This window comes from Alcaligenes sp. Marseille-Q7550, from assembly GCF_965112015.1.
The window spans coordinates 680,912-700,728 of record NZ_CBCOPU010000001.1; the positions used below are offsets into that span (position 1 = coordinate 680,912).

Below are 19,817 nucleotides of genomic sequence, written 5' to 3' on the forward strand. Positions count from 1 at the left end.
TGTAAATTAGTCGATACTTTTCGGATGGGACTGCTCAAGGGGATAAAGAAGAAGGCCGCCTCGGGCAAGGCGGCCTTGAGGCCCGTTGCGTCAGTGCTGGGAAGCCAGCTGCTGATTGTCCTGGGCGGATTGGACGTTCTCCTGTTTCCTGGCTTCAGCCGAGGTGGATTCCACTTCGTGGCTGTGGCTGGCGAATTTTTCGATACCGTTGAAGAACAGGTTCAGTACGATGGCGGATACGGCGGCCAGCAGGATGCCGCTGTGCAGCAGGGGGGCCAGGGCGGCGGGCATCTTGTCCAGCAGGTGCTCGGCAACCAGGGGGATCATGCCGAAGCCCAGGCTGATGGCAATGATGTAGGGGTTGTAGCGGTTGCGGTTCAGGTTGGCCGACATCAGGATCTTGATGCCGGTGGCGGCCACCATGCCGAACATCACGATGCCGGCGCCGCCCAGGACGTAGTTGGGGATGGAGGCGACCACGAAGGCCATCTTGGGGAACAGGCCCAGGATCATCAGCACCACGCCGCCCATGACGCAGACCCAGCGGCTGCGCACGCCGGTCACGCTGACCAGGCCCACGTTCTGCGAGAAGGAGCTGTGCGGGAAGGTGTTCATGATGCCGCCGACCAGGGTGCCCAGGCCGTCCGTGCGCAGGCCGCGCACCAGGTCCTCGCGGCTTGGCGGGCGGCCGCAGATCGAACCCAGGGCCAGGAACATGCCCAGCGATTCGACCATGATCACCACCATGATCAGCGACAGCACGGCGGCGGCGCCCAGCAGGCCCCAGCTGAAGGTGGGCACGCCGAACTCGAAGGGCGTGACCACGGCGAACCAGCTGGTCTGCTCCAGGCCGGCGAAGCTGATGCGGCCCATCGCCAGGGAGATGAAGAAGCCGACCAGCAGGCCGATCAGCACGGCCACGTTGGCCAGGAAGCCCCGAGCGAACTTGGTGATCGCCAGGATGACGGCCAGCACGATCATGGCGATGGCCAGGTTCTCCAGCGAGCCATATTCGGGGTTGGCGATGCGCATTCCGGTGGCGGGGTCCAGGATGGTGGGCTGGCCGCCGCCGACCCAGTTCAGGCCCACGCGCATCAGGGTTACGCCGATGACGGTGATGATGATGCCGGTGACCACGGGCGGGAACAGGCCCATCAGGCGGCTGAAGACCGGGGCGATCAGGATGCTGAAGAGGCCGGCCAGGATGGTGGCGCCGAAGATGCCGGTCAGTCCCAGGTTGGGATCCAGGCCGATGGCGATCATGGGGCTGACCGCGGCGAAGGACACGCCCATCATCACGGGCAGGCGGATGCCGAAGATGCCGGCGCCGCGAGCCTGGATGATGGTGATCAGGCCACAGCACAGCAGGTCGGCGTTGATCAGCAGGGCGATCTGGTCTTTGGTCAGGCCCAGGGCTTCGCCGATGATCAGGGGCACGGCCACCGCGCCGGCGTACATCACCATTACGTGTTGAAGACCAAGGGTCGCCAGTCTGCCCATGGGCAGGCGTTCGTCCACGCCGCCGCAATCGTCGGGCTGGCTAACTTGAGGGTTCGCAGACATCAGGGGTCTCCTTAGTGATACGTTGTTGACGTCCAGGGTGACGCAGCAAGACTCGGGTGAGGGTGCGGCACGACGGCGTCGGTCAGGCGGGTGTGGGTAGGTGATCGAGGGGCACCGGCCAGTCTGGCGATGCGGCACGACCATTGCCTGCTTGCGCGGCGATGTCTGGCAGCGCACGCATAAAGGTATCGGATGGGGGATATCACTGGAAGAAGGTGCTGCTTGATAAGTGGAATATGCAAATGCTTATAGCGTTGAACTGTCAGGTGCCGTTTTCAGATAAGCCCCTTGAAACGGGGCCTGAGGTAACGGTTTTGACATCAATTTGTCATATTTCACGCTGGTTTCAGGAGTATAGGGGTATTGCCCACCTAGCAAGCTCAAAGAAACTATGCTAGTTGAAATTTCAAGGTATGGCCAGGGCCGATCCGCATTGCGCGCCTGAAGATGCGGGCATGAAAAAAGCGGCCCGCAGGGCCGCTTGGCGAAGGCGCGCGGAACGGCTTATTTATCCGACCACAGCACGCCGGCGGTCGCCCAGTTTTCGCGCTTGACGTCGGTGAAGACCACGTCCACGGCCTCGGGGCCGCAGCCCAGCACGCGGCAGGCTTCGTTGGTCAGCGCTTCGGCCAGGGCGCGCTTGGTTTCCACGGGACGGCCCTCGAACAGTTGTACGTTGATGGTAGGCATGGTTGCTCCGTATTGGGATTGGAATGGGCTGCTACAGGCAGAAGTCCGGTTCGGACTGGTGCAGCTTGCGCAGCAGGGCAGGCCATTCTAGCAAGCCTTCGGGCTGGGAGCCGGGCAATAGCTGGCGATGCGTCAGATCCAGGATGTCGCGCGGAGGCATGTGCAGATCCGTGCTTGCGGCCATGGCCGACAGTTGGATGCGGCAGGCGCGCTCCAGCGTATCCATGAGGATGTAGGCTTCGGCCACGGTGCGCCCGCAGGTCAGGCCGCCATGGTTGCGCAGCAGCATGGCGGGATGCCGGCCCAGTTCCTGAACCAGGAGCTCCTGCTCCTGCGCCGGGAAGGCCAGGCCGGCGTAGTCGTGGTAGGCGATGTCGTTCCAGAAGCGCATGGCGTGCTGGGACAGGGGCAGCAGCCCGCATTGCAGCGCCGAGACCGCGATGGTGGCGTCGGTGTGCAGGTGGATGACGCAGTGCGCGTCTTCGCGGGCGCGGTGCACCGCGCCATGGATGGCGAAGCCGCTGGGGTTGGCCTTGCGGTCGGTGCCGTCCGCCACTCGTCCTTGCGTGTCGATCAGCAGCAGGTTGGAGGCGCGGATCTCGTCAAAGCGCAGGCCGAAGGGGTTGATGAGAAAGACGTCGTCGCGGCCCGGCAGGCGCAGCGAGATGTGCGTGTAGATGATGTCGTCCCAGCCTTGCCGGGCCGCCAGGCGGTAGCATGCGGCCAGATTGACCCGGGCGCGCCATTCGGCCTGATCCACGCCGTCCGGACGTCCGGCGTAGATCGCCTGGATGTCCGGAGTGATCGGACAGGACTCGCTCATGCCTGGGCCGTTTCCAGTTCGGCGATGACGGCGTGCTCTTCGAGCTGGATGACGTCGCAGTTGTCGCCGGGACCCTTGCGGTCGATCACGATGAAGTCGGCCACCTGGTTCAGGGCCATCAGGGGGTGGTGCCAGACGCCGGTGGCATAGTTGACGCCCTGGTCGCCGCGCGCCAGGAACAGACGCAGGTCGGCGGCCTTGGGCGCGTCGCCGGCGGGCGCCACGATCACCAGGTAAGGCTGGCCCGACTGGGGAATGAAGGCCTGGCTGCCCTTGGGGTGGCGTTCCATCATTTCGACCTTGAACGGCAGGCTGCGAGGCTGGCCGCGGAAGATGGACACGATGGCGCGGCCGTCGGCGCCTGGGTCGATGTTGGCCAGGTCGTGGTAGCGCTCGGTATTGCCTTCATTGATGGTGAAGTGGTTCACGGCGTCGGAGGCCTCGATGACGTCGCCAAAGGGAGCGAAGGCGTCGGCGGTGAGGGTTTCCAGTTTCAGGGTGATGGTCATGGCGTGTCCTGGTAATGGCCGGAGCAGGGTTCGGGAGCCGCGCTGCGCCGGGCCGGGTTGAGGAAATGAAAAACGGGACCGCAGCGTGGCAGTTGCCTGCTTGCGGTCCCGCTTGTGCGTGGGCTCTGCCGTTCAGGCGCTGATCGCGCCGCCGTCAAGCAAACAGGGCGTCCAGGCGGAAACGGGCGATCTTGCCGATTTCGCGCAGGCAGGCCTGGAATTCGGTGTCGACGTCGTTGTTCAGGCGAGCATCCACTGTGTCCATGATTTGGTAACGCGTCAAGCCCTTGACGGCGATCACGAACGGAAAGCCGAAGCGGTCGCGGTAGCTGGCGTTCAGGCCGCGCAGGCGGGCCAGTTCCTCGGCCGAGCACTGATCCAGGCCGGCGCCGCGCTGCTCGCCCGTGGAGGCGGTGGTCAGGGTGCCTTCTTCGGCTTCCTTGCCGGCCAGCTCGGGGTGGGCGCAGATCAGGTTCTTCTTTTCTTCGTACGAGGCGCTGTTCATGACGTCCACCATGGTGGCGTGCAGCTCGTCCACGCTGTGGAAGGGGCGCTTGCTCCAGGTGCGCTCTGCCACCCAGGGAGAGTGTTCGAAGATGCCTTCCAGCTTGTTCACAAACTGGGCCTGATCCAGGCTGGACAGTTCGGCCAGGGCGGTGTCGGGAGTAAGGGTTTGGGTCATGGTTCAGTCCGATTTTCTAGGAGTATTTATAGCTAGCGAAAACGTCCGCGGGCAAGTGCATGGAAAGGGCCGTCTGCAACGTATCGGTGGTGATGGAGCGGAAGGGGCCGAGCTTGCGGTTCCGGGGCGCTTATATAGGAGGGTCTCCAGCCTATGGTCTTTTTATGTGCGACCAGTTTAAGATTTCTGATCATAAATAAAATAGAATTAGACTTATAAATGATATATGCCATGACGTATTCCGCGCATGTGCCAATATCGTGGCAGGAAAACTCGTGAGAAGGAGAGACCTTGATGGCCGCCCGGCGTGGGGATAACCCGCTCGATACCTACCTGTTGAGGGTATTTTGCTTGCTAGTGACCGAACGCAGCGTTTCACGGACCGCGTTCAAGATGAACCAGTCGCAGCCCGCCATCAGCGCGGCGCTGCGGCGTTTGCGCGACATCATCGGCGACCCGCTGCTGGTGCGGGAAAAGGGCGGCATGGTGCCCACCGAGCGGGCGATCGCCCTGCTGGCGCATGCCAAGGGCGCCCTGGCCGAGATCGACTGCATGGTCAATGCGCCGGGCAATTTCGCTCCGCAGGTCAGCCGCAGCGAACTCCACATCGGCGCGCCGGACTACCTGGCGCCCATGTTCATCGGCAGCGTGGTCGAGCGCATGCGCCGCGAAGCGCCCGAGGCGCGGCTGAACCTGCACGCGCTGGACGCCAATTTCGACTTCGAACGCTCCCTGGCCGAGGGCGACCTGGACGTGGTCATCGGCAACTGGCCCGAGCCGCCGGATCGCATGCACCTGTCGGTGCTGCTGGAGGACCAGATCGTCTGCCTGGTGGCGGCCACGCATCCGCTGGCCCGCAAGGGCCTGACCATGGACGACTATCTGCGCGCCCGCCACGTCGTGCCCATGCCGTATTCGATCAACCAGCGCGGCGTCATCGACACCACGCTGTCCGCGCTGCGCATCCAGCGCGACGAGAGCGTGATCGTGCAGTCCTTTTCGGCGGCGCCCTACCTGCTGCAGAACACCGACCTGGTGTTCACCACCGCGCGCCACTTCGCGGAGTGCTACTGCAAGCTGCTGCCGCTGGCGATCCTGGAGGCGCCGGTGGAGTTCCCGCCCATGCGCTTCTACCAGCTCTGGCACGAGCGCAACCGGCACTCGCCCAGTCACCGTTGGCTGCGCCGCCTGCTGACCGAGTGCGGCAACGAGCTGACCCCCACCGAAGAACTGGTGCAGGCCAATCCCTAAGCCTCGTACAACGCCTGACTTCGGCAGCGCGCTCGGGCAAATTAGCGGGCTGCCGATTTCATGGGGGCCGCAGTTCCGATCGTGCTGATTTGCACAGATTTTGTTGCATTTAAAGCGACTGGTCACGGACAGAAGCTTAGCGGCAGGTTGATAATAATGCAGTCCTAACGTTCAGGGTGTCCCGCAGTGTCCTTACCTCAGATGGGGGAATCGTTTACCTGGTTGTATATCTGCGTCGTGGCCTTCATGGTCGGCGGGCTCATCGTGGCCTCCGAGCGCTGGCACGGCAGGCTGACCGGCGACAGCGACCTCAGCAAGCCCCAGGCCTCCCATTCCCGCCCCACTCCCCGCGTCGGCGGCCTGGCCGTGGTGGCGGGCAGTCTGGCCGGCCTGCTGGTGCTGGGCCCCAGCAACATGACGCTGACCTGGCTGTGGCCCGTCCTGTTCCTGGCGGCCATGCCCGTGTTCGTGGCCGGCCTGGTGGAGGACATCACCAAGGACGTGGGTTCGCTCAAGCGCCTGCTGGCGGCGTTCCTGTCCGCGGCCATCGCCTGGTGGCTGCTGGGCGGGGTGTCTCGCGTGGGCGTGAGCTGGGCTGACTGGGTGCTGGGCTTCTGGCCCATCTCCCTGCTGTTCACCATGATCGCGGTGGGCGGCTGCACGCACGCGCTGAACATCATCGACGGCATGAACGGCCTGGCCGGCATGATCGCCACCCTCATGGCCCTGTCCCTGGCCCTGGTGGCGCTGCAGGTGCAGGACTACCCCATCTTTCTGATCGCCGCCTCGCTGGCCTCGGCCACGCTGGGCTTCCTGGTGTGGAACTTCCCGTTCGGACGCGTGTTCCTGGGCGACGGCGGCGCCTATTTCCTGGGATTCATGCTGGCCGAGCTGGCCGTCCAGCTGGTGGTGCGCAATCCCAGCGTATCGCCGTTCTATGCCCTGGCCGTGCTGTTCTACCCGGTGTTCGAGACCATGTTCTCGATCTGGCGCCGCCGCTTCAAGCGCGGCGTGCCCGTGGACCAGCCCGATGCGCTGCACCTGCACCAGCTGGTGTTCCGCCGCCTGGTGCGCGCCACCTTCAGCCGCGACAGCACCGGTTCGTTGCCGGCCTTCTGCAATGCCATGACTTCGCCTTACCTGTGGGTGCTCGCCTTGATCGGTTTGGTTCCAGCCACGATCTGGTGGGACAATACCTGGGCGTTGTGCGCCAGCATGCTGGCCTTCTCATTGGTTTATATCTGGCTGTATTCCCGCCTGGTCTCCTGGCGGCGGCCGTCCTGGTTGCTGCTGCCTTCGGTCCGCAGGCGGGCGGACCGGGACTGAATTTCCGGCCCTCGTGATAAATCCTTGCGCATCCCGCCTATTGGAGAATGAAGTTGCAACTTGAGAATGTGAAATTGGCCGTGGTCGGCCTGGGTTATGTCGGTTTGCCTCTGGCGGTTGAATTCGGCAAGAAGCGCTCCGTCATCGGTTTTGACATCAATGCCCGCCGCGTGGCCGAATTGAAGGAAGGCGTGGACCGCACGCTGGAAGTCGAGTCCGAAGAGCTGGCGCAGGCCAAGGGGCTGAGCTATTCCTGCGAGGCCGACGAGCTGGCCCGGGCCAATGTGTTCATCGTGACCGTGCCCACGCCCATCGACCAGTTCAAGCAGCCCGACCTGACCCCGCTGGTGCGCGCCTCCGAGACCATCGGCAAGGTGCTCAAGCGCGGCGACATCGTCATCTATGAATCCACGGTGTACCCCGGCGCCACCGAAGAGGTCTGCGTGCCCGTGCTGGAGCAGGTCTCGGGCCTGCGCTACAACGAGGATTTCTACGCCGGCTACAGCCCCGAGCGCATCAATCCGGGCGACAAGGAGCACCGCGTCTCCACCATCAAGAAGGTGACCTCCGGCTCCACGCCCGAAGTGGCCGAGCTGGTCGATGCGCTGTACCGCGAGATCATCGTGGTGGGGACCTTCAAGGCCAGCTCCATCCGCGTGGCCGAAGCCGCCAAGGTCATCGAGAACACCCAGCGCGACGTCAACATCGCCCTGATCAACGAGCTGGCCCTGATCTTCAACCGCATGGGCATCGATACGCTGGACGTGCTGCAGGCCGCCGGCACCAAGTGGAACTTCCTGCCTTTCCGGCCCGGCCTGGTGGGCGGGCACTGCATCGGCGTGGACCCCTACTACCTGACGCACAAGGCCCAGGCCATCGGCTATCATCCTGAAATCATCCTGGCCGGCCGCCGCCTGAACGACTCCATGGGCGCCTACGTGGCGTCCCAGCTGGTCAAGGCCATGACCAAGCGCCGCATCCAGGTGCAAGGTTCGCGCGTGCTGCTGCTGGGCCTGACCTTCAAGGAAAACTGCCCGGACCTGCGCAATACCCGCGTCGTGGACATCGTGCACGAGCTCAAGCAGTACGACGTGCACGTGGATGTCTACGATCCCTGGGTCGACCCCAAGGAAGCCGAGCACGAATACGGCATCACCCCGGTCGCGGATCCGCAGGCCGGCGCCTACGACGGCATCGTGGTGGCCGTGGCCCATCGCCAGTTCCAGGAGCTGGGCGTGCAGGGCGTGCGCCAGTGGGGCAAGCCCGAGCATGTGCTGTACGACCTGAAGGACGTGTTCGACCGCGAAGAATCGGACCTGCGCCTCTAAATGGATACTGCCATGAGTTCTGCATTCGAAAAGGCCAAGCAGCAGTTGCGCGACCAGCCACGGACCTGGCTGGTCACCGGCTGCGCCGGCTTCATCGGCTCCAACCTGCTGGAAACCTTGCTGATGCTCGACCAGCAGGTGGTGGGCCTGGACAATTTCGCCACCGGCCACCAGTACAACCTGGACGAGGTGCGCGATCAGGTCGGCCCCGAGCGCTGGGCGCGCTTTCGCTTCATCGAGGGCGACATCCGCAACCTGGACGTCTGCCGCCAGGCGGTCGATAGCGTGGACTATGTGCTGCACCAGGCCGCGCTGGGCTCGGTGCCGCGCTCGCTGGACGATCCGCTGACCTCCAACGAGGTCAACGTGAGCGGCGCGCTGAACATGATGGTGGCGGCCCGTGACGCCAAGGTGCAGGCATTCGTCTACGCGGCCTCCAGCTCCACCTACGGCGACCATCCCGGCTTGCCCAAGGTCGAGGATTGCATCGGCCGGCCGCTCTCGCCTTATGCGGTGACCAAGTTCGTGAACGAGCTGTATGCGGACGTGTTCGCCCGCGCCTACGGCTTTTCCAGCGTGGGCCTGCGCTATTTCAATGTATTCGGCAAGCGCCAGGATCCCAACGGCGCCTATGCCGCCGTGATTCCCAAATGGGTGTCGGCCATGATCCAGGACCAGACCCTGCAGATCAATGGCGACGGCGAGACCAGCCGCGACTTCTGCTTCATCGAGAACGTGGTGCAGATGAACATCCTGGCCGCGCTGAACCAGAAGCCGGGCTCGGCCGAAGTCTACAATGTGGCCGTGAACGCCCGCACCAGCCTGAACCAGTTGTTCCAGTACCTGCGGACGGCGCTGGCGGCCAACGGCGTGACCTATACGCGCGAGCCCGTGCATGCGGATTTTCGCGCCGGAGACGTGCGCCATTCGCAGGCGGACATCTCCAAGGCCCGTGAACAGTTGGGCTACGAGCCCAGTCACACCATCCAGCAGGGTCTGGACGCGGCCATGCCCTGGTATGTGGCGTTCCTGAGTTGACCCGGACCAGCCTGAAAAAACGCCTCTCCGGCCTGCATGCCGACCACCGCCGCATCGCTATGGGCGCGATGCGGGTGGCGTTTTTTCTGCTGCTGGGCAAGGCCGCGGGCGCATTCAAGGAAATGGCCGTGGCCTACCGCTACGGCGTGAGCGATGCGGTCGACGCCTATCAGTTCACCATGGTCATGGCCAACTGGCTGCCGCTCACCCTGGTGGGCTCCATGTCCGTGGTGCTGATCCCCGTGCTGGTGCGCCTGCGCCGGCTCGAACCGGCGCAGCGGCGCCAGTTCCTGGGAGAGATCAAGGCCTGGTGCGTGGTGCTGGGCTGCGTGCTGGGCGCGCTGATCTGGATCGCCTGGCCCTGGGTGCTGGAGTGGGCGGGCAAGGGCCTGAACGATCAGGCCCGCCGCATGAGCCAGGAACTGCTGTTCGCCTTCGCGCCCGCCGCCGTGCTGACCTTGATGATAGGCCTGAGCGCGGCGCGGCTGCGCGCCCATGAACGGCACATCAACACCTTGCTCGAGAGCGTACCGGCCTTCGTCATCCTGGTGATGGTGCTGGCGGCCGGCGCGGACCCGGGCATAGGCCCCCTGTTGTGGGGCACGCTGCTGGGCCTGATCATCCAGGCCGTCTGGCTGCTGGTGCTGGCCTCGCGCGCCGACCAGGTCTGGGCCCGGCCCAGCCCGACGCTTCGTTCGGGCCAATGGCCCAACTTGCTCAAGGCGGCGACCATCATGCTGGTCGGACAGGTGGCCATGAGCTTTGTCGGGCCCATAGACCAATACACGGCAGCCAACCTGGGCGCCAATGCCAACGCCACGCTGGGTTACGCCAGCCGTCTCATTTCCCTGCTGCTGGGCGTGGGCGCCGCCTCGGTGGGCCGGGCCGCCCTGCCGGTACTGGCCGACATCCAGAGCCGGGGCGACCAGCATCGCGCCCGCTCGATGGCCCTGAAATGGTCGGCGCTGATGCTGCTGGCCGGGGCGGCGGCCGCGGGGGCGGGCATCGCGCTCGCGCCGTGGGGCGTGGCGCTGCTCTACGAGCGCGGCGCCTTCACGCCGGACAATACGGCCGCCGTCGCGCATGTCATGCGCTGGGGGCTGGTGCAACTGCCGTTTTATTTCGGGGTTCTGATCCTGGTCCAGTTGCTGGCCAGCCAGAACCGCTACAAGTCCATGGCGGCGATCGCCGTGGTCAATTTTCTGGTGAAGGCGGCCTTGAATCCGGTGCTGGCGGCCCGCATGGGCCCGGCGGGCATCATGCTCGCCACCAGCCTGATGTATGCCGCTTCCTTCACGTGTTATTTCATCTTGGCTTTGAAGCCGGCCGGCGCCGTGGCGACCGGCTCGCAGGAATAGGAAAACGTGCATAGTCAATCAGGATCCCGGCCGTATGTCATGCTGGTCATCCACTCGCTGGGCGGGGGAGGGGCCGAACGCGTCGCGGCGGACTTGAGCGCCGCCTGGACGGCGCGCGGGTATCGGGTGTCGCTGGTCACCCAGGCGGGAACGGACAAGGACGCCTACGCGCTGGCTCCCGGCGTGGAGCGCCATGTACTGGGCACTGCGGGCAACAGCCGCGGCCGCCTGCATGCCTTGTGGAACAACTGGCGGCGGGTGAGCCGCCTGCGCGCGCTGATGCGTCGCCACAAGCCGGCCGTGGTGCTGGGCATGATGACCACCTCGTCCGTGCTGGCGATCTCCGCCGCCAGGGGCTTGCCCTGCAAAGTGATCGCCACCGAGCACACGCATCCGCCCTCCCAGTCGCTGTCGACGTTCTGGCAGAAGGCGCGGCTGCGCACCTACCCCCAGGCGCAGGCCGTGGTGGCCCTGACCGCGGGCACCGCCGCCTGGCTGCGGGAGAATGTGCCGGGCAGCCAGGTCCAAGTCATTCCCAACGCCGTGCGCTGGCCCATGGACAACGGCGAACCCGTCGTGGCGGCGCCGGAGCGGGAAGGACGCAAGCGCCTGCTGGCGGTGGGGCGCCTGCATCCGGTCAAGGGCTTCGACACCCTGATCGAAGCCTTTGCCATGCTGTCCAATTATTTCCCGACCTGGGATCTGGTCATTCTGGGCGAAGGGGAGCAGCGCGAACCGCTGGAGGCGCGCATCGCCGAGCTGGAGCTGCAGGAACGCATACAGATGCCCGGCCGAGTCGGCAATATGGCGGACTGGTACAGCCAGTCCGATCTGTATGTGCTCAGCTCCCGCATGGAAGGCCTGTCCAACAGCCTGCTGGAAGCCATGGCCAGCGGCCTGACGGCCGTGGCCTATGATTGCGACACCGGGCCGCGCGAGATCATACGCGCCAATATCGACGGGGTGCTGGTGCGGCCCGTCTCCGACGTGGAGGCCCTGGCCGCGCATCTGTCCGATCTGATGGCCAATGCCGACAAGCGCCAGCGCCTGGCGCGGCGCGCCATCGACGTGCGCGACCGCTTCTCCTCGGCCCGCGTGCTCGCCATGTGGCAGCAATTGCTGGAACAGTGCCTGCGCCGGTCTTAGAATGGCGTTTTGCGTGATTGCCCCATTCCAAGAGCCCATGGAGGCCCAGTGAAAATTCTGTTTTTCGTCAGTTCCCTGAATTCCGGCGGAGCCGAGCGCGTCGCCTCGACGCTGGCCAATGCCTGGGGCAGGCGCGGCGATCAGGTGACACTGGCGCCCTCCTTCAGCGGGGGCGGCACCGCCTTCTATGAAATCGACTCCAAGGTCGAGGTGGTCTGGCTCGCGCATCGCATGCGCGGCAGTTGGCTGCCCCGGCCTTTGGCCAAGCTGGCCGCCATGCGCAAGCTGGTGCGCGAGAAACAGCCCGATGTCATTGTTTCGTTCCTGACCAACGTCAATGTCAATGTGCTGCTCGGCCTGTCCGGCATGGGCGTGCCCATCGTGGTGGGCGAGCGCACCAATCCGGCATTCAGCAGCAGCGCCGGCAAGATCTTGCAGGCTTTGCGCCGCCGCCTGTATCCCAATGCGCAGGTGGCGACGGTGCAGACCCAGGCCAGCATCGCCGCTTTCCAGGCCATGGTGCCCGGCATGAAACAGGTGGCCGTGGTGCCCAATCCCCTGCCGCAGGCGCTGGACGCCGTGGAGCGTGAAGTGCGCGTGGAGGAGAACCGCCACTGCACCTTGCTGGCCATGGGCCGCATGGTGCCGTCCAAGCGCTTTGACGTGCTGATCCGCGTCTTCGCCGGTTTGGCGGCGGCCCATCCGGAATGGAAACTGGTGATCTGGGGCGACGGGCCGCAGCGCGCGGCGCTGGCCCAGCAGATCGCCGTGCTGGGCATGGGCGAGCGCATCCAGCTGCCCGGCAAGACGGCCGAGCCCTGGCGCGAGATGGCGCGCGCCCACGCCTTCGTCATGACTTCGGAAGTCGAAGGCTTTCCCAATGTCCTGCTGGAGGCCATGGCCATGGGCCTGCCCGCCGTCACGGTGGACTGTCCCAGCGGCCCGCGCGAAATCACCTCCGACGGCCGCGACGCCATGCTCGTGCCGGTGGGCGACGAGGGCGCGCTGACGGCCGCCCTGTCCGAACTCATGGGCGACGGCGTATTTCGCGGCGTGCTGGGGCGGCGCGCCGCGGCGGCCGTGCGCCAGCGTTATCAACTGTCGCAGGTCCTGCTGGCCTGGGACGAGATTTTCAAAGCCGCACGCAGCGGCGGGCAAGAGGGAGCAGAAGCATGAGCGCATCGCGGCCTGCGGGTTCTACGCCATTGCGAGTGGTGCATATCATTTCCGGCCTGGGGCAGGGCGGCGCCGAGACCGTGCTGTTCCGGCTGGTGACCGCGCCGGGGCAGGATACCGAGCATATCGTGGTGTCGCTGGGCGATGAAGACGTGTTCGGCCCGCAACTGCGCGAAGCGGGCATCGAGCTGCACTGCCTGCACATGAAGTCGCCCCTGCGCTTTCTGAAAGGCCTGCGCGCCCTGGTGCATCTGCTGGACGACATTCAGCCCGACGTGGTCCAGACCTGGATGTACCACTCGGACCTGATCGGCGGCGCGGCGGCGCGCATCGCCGGGCTGCCGGCCGTGTCCTGGGGCATACGCAATTCGGGCGCCAATCTGTATCAGGGCAGCCCCAAGGCGCGCCTGGTGGCCTGGCTGTGCGCCCGGGTCTCGCGCGCCATCCCCAACCTCATCGTGTCCTGCGCGGAAAATGCCGCGCGGCGGCACAAGCAATGGGGCTATCGCGCCGACATCATGAAAGTCATCCCCAACGGCTATGACCTGAGCCGCTGGCACCCGGATCCGCAGGCGCGCGAGGACGTGCGCCGGGAGTTGGGCCTGGCGCAGGACACGCCCGTGATCGGCAGCGTGGCGCGCTGGAATCCGCTCAAGGACCATCCCAATCTGCTGGCGGCCCTGGCGCGCAGCCTGCGCCGCCATCCCGAGCTGCGCTGCCTGCTGATCGGCGACGGCATGGACAGCGGCAATGAAGCCCTGATGCGTCTGCTGGACCAGCATCAGCTGCATGAATCCGTCATCCTGATGGGCCGGCGCAGCGATGTGCCGCGCCTGATGAACGCCCTGGACGTGCACGTGCTGTCCAGCTCGGCCGAGGGCTTTCCCAATGTGGTGTGCGAGGCCATGGCCGCAGGCGTGTCCAACGTGGTGACCGATGTCGGCGATGCGGCCCTGATCGTGGGCAACGAAGGCTGGATCGTGCCGCCCAGCCATGCGGAGGCCCTGTCCGGCGCCATCAACAGCGCCGTGGACGAACTGGGATCGCCTTCCTGGCAGGCGCGCCACGAACATGCCCGCGAGCGGGTGGCCCGGCTGTTCTCGCTGCAAGGTATGGTCAACAACTACACCCAGGCCTGGCGCGCCCTGGCGGCCGAGCATCCGCCCAAGCGCAAGCGCGCCCGCCGCGCGCGGGCGTCGGCAGATCCGGCGGCATCGGGCGGCAAGGACGCGCGCAAGCTGATGATCGTGGTCAACAACCCCGCCTTTTTCCTGTCGCATCGCCTGCCGCTGGCCCTGGCGGCGCAACGGGACGGCTACGAGGTGCATGTCGCCACCATGGACGGCGAGGCCGTCAGCATCATCGAGCAGCACGGCCTGGCCCATCATGTGCTGCCCATGACGCGCAGCGGCACCAATCCCCTGCAGGAAGCGCGCACGATACGGGCGCTGTGGAGCCTGTTCCGGCGCGAGCGCCCCGACGTGGTGCACGCCGTGACCATCAAGCCCGTCCTGTATGGCGGGATCGCGGCCCGGCTGGCGGGCGTGCACGGCTTTCTGGCCGCCATCTCGGGGCTGGGGTATGTCTTCACCAGCCGCGACAAGGGCTTCGACCCCGTACGCTGGGTGGCGGTGCAACTGTACCGCCTGGCTCTGGGGCATCGCCGCAGCCGCGTCATCTTCCAGAACGGCAACGACAGGGACATGCTGCTGCAGGCCGGCGTGGTCCGCCGCGAGCAGTGCGTCATGATCAGGGGTTCGGGCGTGGATCTGGATCTGTTCCGCGACCAGCCCGAGCCTGACGGCCCGCCCGTGGCCTTCATGCTGGCCCGCCTGCTGGTGGACAAGGGGGTGCGCGAGTTCGTGGAGGCCGCTCGCATGGCGAGCCGCCAGGGCAGCCAGGTGCAGTGGGTGCTGGCCGGCAGCCCCGACCCCGGCAATCCGGCCAGCATTACCCAGCAGGAGTGGGAGAGCTGGCGGCAGGAGGGCGTGGTGCAGTGTCTGGGCGAGCGCCGCGACGTGGCGCAGCTGTATGCCCGGTCGCACATTGCGGTGCTGCCATCGTATCGGGAAGGGCTGCCCAAATCATTGGTGGAGGCGGCCGCGTGCGGACGCGCCGTGGTGACGACGGACGTGCCCGGCTGCCGCGACGCCATCGAGCCGGGCGTCACCGGCCTGCTGGTGCCGGTGCGCGACGCCCAGGCCCTGGCCAGGGCGGTGCAGGAACTGGCGGACGATCCCGCCCGTCGGCGCGCCATGGGGGCCCAGGGTCGGCGTCTGGCCGAGCAGGCTTTCGACATACAGCGCATCACCGAGGCGCACCTGGACCTGTACCAGGAATTGAGTCGTTAGAAATCACTGGAATTTGATAGGCAGGAAATGCTGATCAATGGGGGGAGAGATTTCATTTAAAAAGGTGCGCTTGGCTCGGTAGGTTTTTATTCTCTTGTTTTTATTATATAAAACAAAGGCTTGTGTTTAGAGTGTTCCCCGCGCAAGCGGGGATGAACCGCTGGTGCTCTACACGACAATTGACGTTGTACTGTGTTCCCCGCGCAAGCGGGGATGAACCGATCAACTAGGCACGTCTGGTCAAGCGTGGACTGGCGGTTGGATTAGATTGTCAGCAGGAATCCCAAGGCTCTTATGCAGCTTCCAGATCATTGGGAGCGTGAGTGACCGTTTGCGGTTGAGTATTTCATATACCCTGTTGCGTTGACCGATCATGGGTTCCAAGTCTTTCGCAGTCAGACCTGCTTGATCCATCCTGAACTTGATGGCTTCGACAGGATCAGGAAGGTCGATTGGGAAGTTCTTGGCTTCATAGGCTTGTACGAGTGTAACCAGAACGTCCAGGTGGTCTCCGTCAGGCGTGCCGACGTCGGGGTCGTTCTCCATGAGGTGGGAGATTATCTTGAGCGCAGCCTTGTAGTCTGCTTCAGTGCGGATTGGACGGATCTCCATGGTTCACTCCATTTCTACAGTTTCGGCGTCTATCTTGTCGTATTCAGCATGGGTTCCAATGAACTTGATATAGACGATGCTCAGTTTGTAGGCAACGGCAACGATCAGGCGGTAGTCATTGCCCTTGATGTTGAATACGACGCGCCGATTTTTCAGCACATTGGCGCTGCGGTACTGCGCTTAAGAGCCCTGTCCTGATTATTGATGGATTTTTTGATGGGGGAGCAGGGCTGCACCTTCATCGCAGCCATTCAGAACGGCAGCGCGGCGTCGGGCTTGAGCGCCAGCAGGGCGGCGCGGAATTCGCCCTGGATGCGCTGCAGGGCTTCCGCGGATTGGGCTTCGAAGCGCAGCACGATGACAGGCGTGGTGTTGGAGGCGCGGGCCAGGCCGAAGCCGTCGGCGTATTCCGCCCGCACGCCGTCGATGGTGTTGATGCTCTGCGACGTGGGGAAGCGGCCGTCCTGTTGCAGGCGGGCGATCAGGGCGTGGGGTTCGCCTTCGGCCAGCGGCAGCTTCAGTTCGGGCGTGGACTGGTCCTGTGGCAGGGCTTCCAGCTCGGCCGGAGGGGTGTCGCTGCGCGAGAGGATCTCCAGCAGGCGCGCGCCGGTGTGCAGGCCGTCATCGAAACCGTACCAGCGTTCCTTGAAGAAGACGTGGCCGCTCATCTCGCCGGCCAGCGGGGCGCCCGTTTCGGCCAGCTTGGCCTTGATCAGCGAATGGCCGGTCTGCCACATCAGCGGCTGGCCGCCGGCCTTGGCGATCTCCAGCGCCACGTGGCGGCTGCACTTCACGTCGAAGATGATGGTGGCGCCGGGCTCGCGCTGCAGGATGTCGCGCGCGTAGAGGATCAGCTGGCGGTCGGGCCAGATGATCTGGCCCGAGCGGGTGACCACGCCCAGGCGGTCCGCGTCGCCGTCGAAGGCCAGGCCCAGCTCGCAGTCCGTGTTCTGCACGTGGCGGATCAAGTCTTCCAGGTTGTGGGGCTCGGCCGGATCAGGGTGGTGGTTGGGGAAGCTGCCGTCGACTTCACCGAACAGTACGTCCACGTCGCAGCCCAAGGCCTTGAACAGGCGCTCGGCCACCACGCCGCCCACGCCGTTGCCGCAGTCCAGGGCGATCCTCATGGGGCGGGCCAGCTTGACGCGTTCGGCGATGGCGGCCACGTACTGGTCCAGCAGGTCGCGGGCTTCGCGCGCGCCGGGCTGGGCGGCGGGCTGCACGCCGGCCTGGATGCGTTTCTTGAGGGCCTGGATATCCGCGCCATGCAGGGTCCTGCCGGCCATCATCATCTTGAAGCCGTTGTAATTGGGCGGATTGTGGCTGCCGGTGATGGCCACGCCCGAGCCGGTCCGCAGCACATTGGCCGCGAAGTAGACCACCGGGGTGGGCACCATGCCCAGGTCCACCGTGGCTATGCCGCCTGCGTTGATGCCATCCTGCAGCGCGGCCGACAGGGCCGGACTGCTGTGGCGGCCGTCATAGCCCACCACCAGGGCACCCACGCCCTGCTCGCGCGCGCTGGCCGCCAGGGCCAGGCCCAGCAGCCGGGCGAAATCGGGGTTGAGCTGCTCGGGGACGGTGCCGCGGATATCGTAGGCTTTGAAGACGGCGTCGGGCAGAGCGGAATGCAGGGTCACGTCAGATCCTCGGTGAATGAGAAAGAAACAGTTTAGCCTGAATGCCTGCGGCTCCGTGAGTTACCATTAGTGCCTCAAGCGCTGCCTGCAGCGTGCATCCCCGTTTTTTTCAGAGTGGTCAGGGTCATGACTTTTCTACAGGAACTCCAGAGCAACATCGGCGAGCGGCACGTGCTGACCGGCGAGGCCATGCAACAGTATCTGGAAGACTGGCGCGGGCGCTACAAGGGCGCCGCGCTGGCCGTGGCGCGGCCGGGCGACACCGAGGAAGTGGCCCGGGTGGTGCGCCTGTGCGCGCGGCATCGCGTGCCCATCGTCCCGCAAGGCGGCAACACCGGCCTGTGCGGCGGCGCCACTCCGGACGCCAGCGGCGCCGCCCTGGTGCTGTCGCTGGAACGCCTGAACGCGATTCGCAGCGTGGACACGGACAATGACACTATGGTCGTCGAGGCCGGCTGCATCCTGCAGAACGTGCAGCAGACGGCGCGCGACCATGACCGTCTCTTCCCCTTGAGCCTGGCCGCCGAAGGCAGCTGCACGATAGGCGGCAATCTGGCGACCAATGCCGGCGGCACGCAGGTGCTGCGCTACGGCAATGCGCGCGACCTGGCCCTGGGGCTGGAGGTCGTGACGGCGCAGGGCGACATCCTGCACGGCCTGCACGGCCTGCGCAAGGACAATACCGGCTACGACCTGCGCAATCTGTTCATCGGCAGTGAAGGCACGCTGGGCATCATCACGGCCGCCACGCTGAAGCTGTATCCCCTGCCCGTGGCCGGCTGCACGGCGCTGCTGGCGCTGGAGTCCATCGAGGACGCGGTCAAGGTGCTGTCGCTGGCGCGAGGCGGCCTGGCCGCCTCGCTGACGGGCTTCGAGCTGATCGCCGGCAATTGCCTGCAAGCGGTGGTCGCCTGCTACCCGGACCAGCGCATGCCATTCCAAGGCGAATCGGCCCAGGCTCCCTGGTACGCCCTGCTGGAGCTGTCGGATAGCGAAAGCCTGGAGCACGCCCGCGAGCGGTTCGAAAGCGTGATCGGCGAAGCACTGGAACTTGGGCTGGTGCAGGATGCCGTCATCGCCGAGAGCCTGGCGCAGAGCAAGGCCTTGTGGCATCTGCGCGAGAGCATTCCGCTGGCGGAGAAAGCCTATGGCAAGAGCATCAAGCATGATGTCTCCATACCCGTGTCCCTGATGGCGCAATTCGTCAACGATACCAACGCGGCGCTGCAGGCCGCTTTCCCGGGCATCGAGAATGTGACGTTCGGTCACCTGGGCGACGGCAATCTGCATTACAACGTGGCGCGCGGCACGGCGTTCACGGAGGAGCAATTGCTGCAGCGCCAGGACGACATCTATACGCTGGTGCACGACAGCGTGCATCGCTTTCACGGTTCCATCAGCGCCGAGCACGGCGTGGGACAGCTCAAGCGCAATCTCCTGCCGCGCTACAAGGATCCGGTGGAGCTGGCGCTGATGCAACGCATCAAGACCGCCCTGGATCCGCTGGGCATCATGAACCCCGGCAAGGTCTTGCCGGACTGAACAAGCAGGTCGAAGTCATGAAGTTTCATCGTTACGTGGGCTGGAGCGCCGGCCTGTTCGCCATCGTGGCCGTCGTGGCCTGGATGTTGCTGTACTCCACGCCGGACCTGGCGCTGAGCGCGCATTTCTATGATGCGCATGCGCGCGCGTTCCCCTTGCAGCATCAGCCCTTCATTGATTTCTTCGGGCGCCGCCTCGTGTGGTTCGTGCCCTTTGGCGGAGCGGCGCTCCTGGCCCTGGTGGCATGGAAGCAGCCGGCGCGCTCGCAGCGCCGCGTGGCCTGGGCGGGAGCGGCGTTGTTCATGGGCAGCGGGCCTTTGCTGGCCGGCGTATTCAAGCATTTGACGGCTATGCCCAGGCCTTTGAACCTGGACATGTTCAACGGGACCGAGGTCATGCCGCCGTATTTCTGGACGCATTCGCTGGCCCAGGCGGGCAATGCCTTGCCCAGCGCGCATGCAGCGTCGGGCTTTGCTTTGCTGGCCTTGTTTTTCGTGGGCAGCATGCTGGGGCGCAAAGGGCTGGCCTGGACGGGCCTGGTCCTGGGCCTGTGCGCCGGCCTGCTGTTCGGTTTCCTGCGCATCGTGCAGGGCTACCATTTCCTGAGCCAGGTCATCGCTTCCTGCGCGGTGCTGGGCCTGTATGGCTGCGCCTTGTTCTATGGCCTGCACCGGTGGGCCCTTCATAGGCGCCTGGCGCACTGAAAGCCGCTGCGCCGCCAGCCAGGCATGAAAAAACCGCTCGATGGGAATCGAGCGGTTTTTTTCATTGTGCGGTCCGCG

17 protein-coding genes and 2 pseudogenes are annotated in these 19,817 nt (G+C 65.2%); 11 read left to right on the forward strand and 8 right to left on the reverse strand.

Features of this window, described 5'->3' with window-relative positions; genetic code table 11:
• Nucleotides 1-90 precede the first annotated feature (90 nt).
• The 5 genes from ACWPWO_RS03250 to uraD all read right to left on the reverse strand — a co-directional run bounded on the left by ACWPWO_RS03250 (nucleotide 91) and on the right by uraD (nucleotide 4,267).
• Nucleotides 91-1,563 carry a nucleobase:cation symporter-2 family protein gene (locus ACWPWO_RS03250; RefSeq protein WP_454004372.1) on the reverse strand — a complete coding sequence of 491 codons (1,473 nt, stop codon included), beginning with the start codon at nucleotides 1,561-1,563 and terminating at the stop codon, nucleotides 91-93.
• 504 nt (nucleotides 1,564-2,067) lie between these two features.
• The gene (locus tag ACWPWO_RS03255) at nucleotides 2,068-2,253 is read right to left on the reverse strand and encodes a 4-oxalocrotonate tautomerase (RefSeq protein ID WP_394064057.1); all 186 of its coding nucleotides are present in this window, start codon (nucleotides 2,251-2,253) and stop codon (nucleotides 2,068-2,070) included.
• Between the two features lie 31 nt (nucleotides 2,254-2,284).
• Complete coding sequence (locus tag ACWPWO_RS03260; RefSeq protein WP_454004374.1) at nucleotides 2,285-3,076, reverse strand: class II aldolase/adducin family protein; 792 nt, start codon at nucleotides 3,074-3,076, stop codon at nucleotides 2,285-2,287.
• Nucleotides 3,073-3,585 carry an ureidoglycolate lyase gene (locus ACWPWO_RS03265; protein WP_394064061.1) on the reverse strand — a complete coding sequence of 171 codons (513 nt, stop codon included), beginning with the start codon at nucleotides 3,583-3,585 and terminating at the stop codon, nucleotides 3,073-3,075. Before ACWPWO_RS03265 ends, ACWPWO_RS03260 begins: the two co-directional genes overlap by 4 nt.
• A gap of 154 nt (nucleotides 3,586-3,739) precedes the next feature.
• The gene (uraD, locus tag ACWPWO_RS03270; protein WP_394064063.1) at nucleotides 3,740-4,267 is read right to left on the reverse strand and encodes a 2-oxo-4-hydroxy-4-carboxy-5-ureidoimidazoline decarboxylase; all 528 of its coding nucleotides are present in this window, start codon (nucleotides 4,265-4,267) and stop codon (nucleotides 3,740-3,742) included.
• A gap of 294 nt (nucleotides 4,268-4,561) precedes the next feature.
• Between uraD and ACWPWO_RS03275 the strand changes: the two genes are divergently transcribed.
• From ACWPWO_RS03275 to ACWPWO_RS03315, 9 genes and pseudogenes are all read left to right on the forward strand, one after another.
• On the forward strand, nucleotides 4,562-5,518 hold the full coding sequence (locus ACWPWO_RS03275; protein ID WP_454004377.1) for a LysR family transcriptional regulator: 957 nt from the start codon (nucleotides 4,562-4,564) through the stop codon (nucleotides 5,516-5,518).
• Between the two features lie 201 nt (nucleotides 5,519-5,719).
• Complete coding sequence (locus ACWPWO_RS03280; protein WP_394065768.1) at nucleotides 5,720-6,844, forward strand: MraY family glycosyltransferase; 1,125 nt, start codon at nucleotides 5,720-5,722, stop codon at nucleotides 6,842-6,844.
• 53 nt (nucleotides 6,845-6,897) lie between these two features.
• Entirely contained in the window at nucleotides 6,898-8,172 is a 1,275-nt protein-coding gene (tviB, locus tag ACWPWO_RS03285) for a Vi polysaccharide biosynthesis UDP-N-acetylglucosamine C-6 dehydrogenase TviB (RefSeq protein ID WP_454006253.1), read from the forward strand.
• 12 nt (nucleotides 8,173-8,184) lie between these two features.
• A complete protein-coding gene (locus tag ACWPWO_RS03290; RefSeq protein WP_454004379.1) occupies nucleotides 8,185-9,210 on the forward strand; it encodes an SDR family oxidoreductase in 1,026 nt (341 codons plus the stop codon).
• A gap of 59 nt (nucleotides 9,211-9,269) precedes the next feature.
• Nucleotides 9,270-10,568 carry a murein biosynthesis integral membrane protein MurJ gene (murJ, locus tag ACWPWO_RS03295; protein WP_454006255.1) on the forward strand — a complete coding sequence of 433 codons (1,299 nt, stop codon included), beginning with the start codon at nucleotides 9,270-9,272 and terminating at the stop codon, nucleotides 10,566-10,568.
• Nucleotides 10,569-10,607: 39 nt separating this feature from the next.
• On the forward strand, nucleotides 10,608-11,714 hold the full coding sequence (locus tag ACWPWO_RS03300; RefSeq protein WP_454004381.1) for a glycosyltransferase family 4 protein: 1,107 nt from the start codon (nucleotides 10,608-10,610) through the stop codon (nucleotides 11,712-11,714).
• Between the two features lie 48 nt (nucleotides 11,715-11,762).
• Entirely contained in the window at nucleotides 11,763-12,890 is a 1,128-nt protein-coding gene (locus ACWPWO_RS03305; protein ID WP_454004383.1) for a glycosyltransferase family 4 protein, read from the forward strand.
• Nucleotides 12,887-13,912, forward strand: a pseudogene (locus tag ACWPWO_RS03310) (glycosyltransferase); the annotation flags it as partial. The gene ACWPWO_RS03305 and the pseudogene ACWPWO_RS03310, both read left to right, overlap by 4 nt.
• A gap of 219 nt (nucleotides 13,913-14,131) precedes the next feature.
• Nucleotides 14,132-15,241: a glycosyltransferase family 4 protein gene (locus tag ACWPWO_RS03315; RefSeq protein WP_454006257.1), complete on the forward strand. Its 1,110-nt coding sequence runs from the start codon at nucleotides 14,132-14,134 to the stop codon at nucleotides 15,239-15,241.
• 240 nt (nucleotides 15,242-15,481) lie between these two features.
• Here ACWPWO_RS03315 and ACWPWO_RS03320 read toward each other — a convergent pair whose 3' ends face one another.
• The 3 genes and pseudogenes from ACWPWO_RS03320 to ACWPWO_RS03330 form a co-directional block, all read right to left on the reverse strand.
• A complete protein-coding gene (locus tag ACWPWO_RS03320) occupies nucleotides 15,482-15,853 on the reverse strand; it encodes a helix-turn-helix domain-containing protein (protein ID WP_454004385.1) in 372 nt (123 codons plus the stop codon).
• Nucleotides 15,854-15,856: 3 nt separating this feature from the next.
• A pseudogene (locus ACWPWO_RS03325) lies at nucleotides 15,857-16,033 on the reverse strand (type II toxin-antitoxin system HigB family toxin); the annotation flags it as partial.
• A gap of 71 nt (nucleotides 16,034-16,104) precedes the next feature.
• A complete protein-coding gene (locus ACWPWO_RS03330; RefSeq protein WP_454004387.1) occupies nucleotides 16,105-17,493 on the reverse strand; it encodes a phosphomannomutase/phosphoglucomutase in 1,389 nt (462 codons plus the stop codon).
• Between the two features lie 126 nt (nucleotides 17,494-17,619).
• Between ACWPWO_RS03330 and ACWPWO_RS03335 the strand changes: the two genes are divergently transcribed.
• Both ACWPWO_RS03335 and ACWPWO_RS03340 read left to right on the forward strand, forming a co-directional pair.
• Entirely contained in the window at nucleotides 17,620-19,035 is a 1,416-nt protein-coding gene (locus ACWPWO_RS03335; protein ID WP_454004389.1) for an FAD-binding oxidoreductase, read from the forward strand.
• Between the two features lie 17 nt (nucleotides 19,036-19,052).
• Nucleotides 19,053-19,739, forward strand: a complete 687-nt coding sequence (locus tag ACWPWO_RS03340; RefSeq protein WP_454004391.1) for a phosphatase PAP2 family protein — start codon at nucleotides 19,053-19,055, stop codon at nucleotides 19,737-19,739.
• The last annotated feature ends 78 nt before the right edge of the window (nucleotides 19,740-19,817 follow it).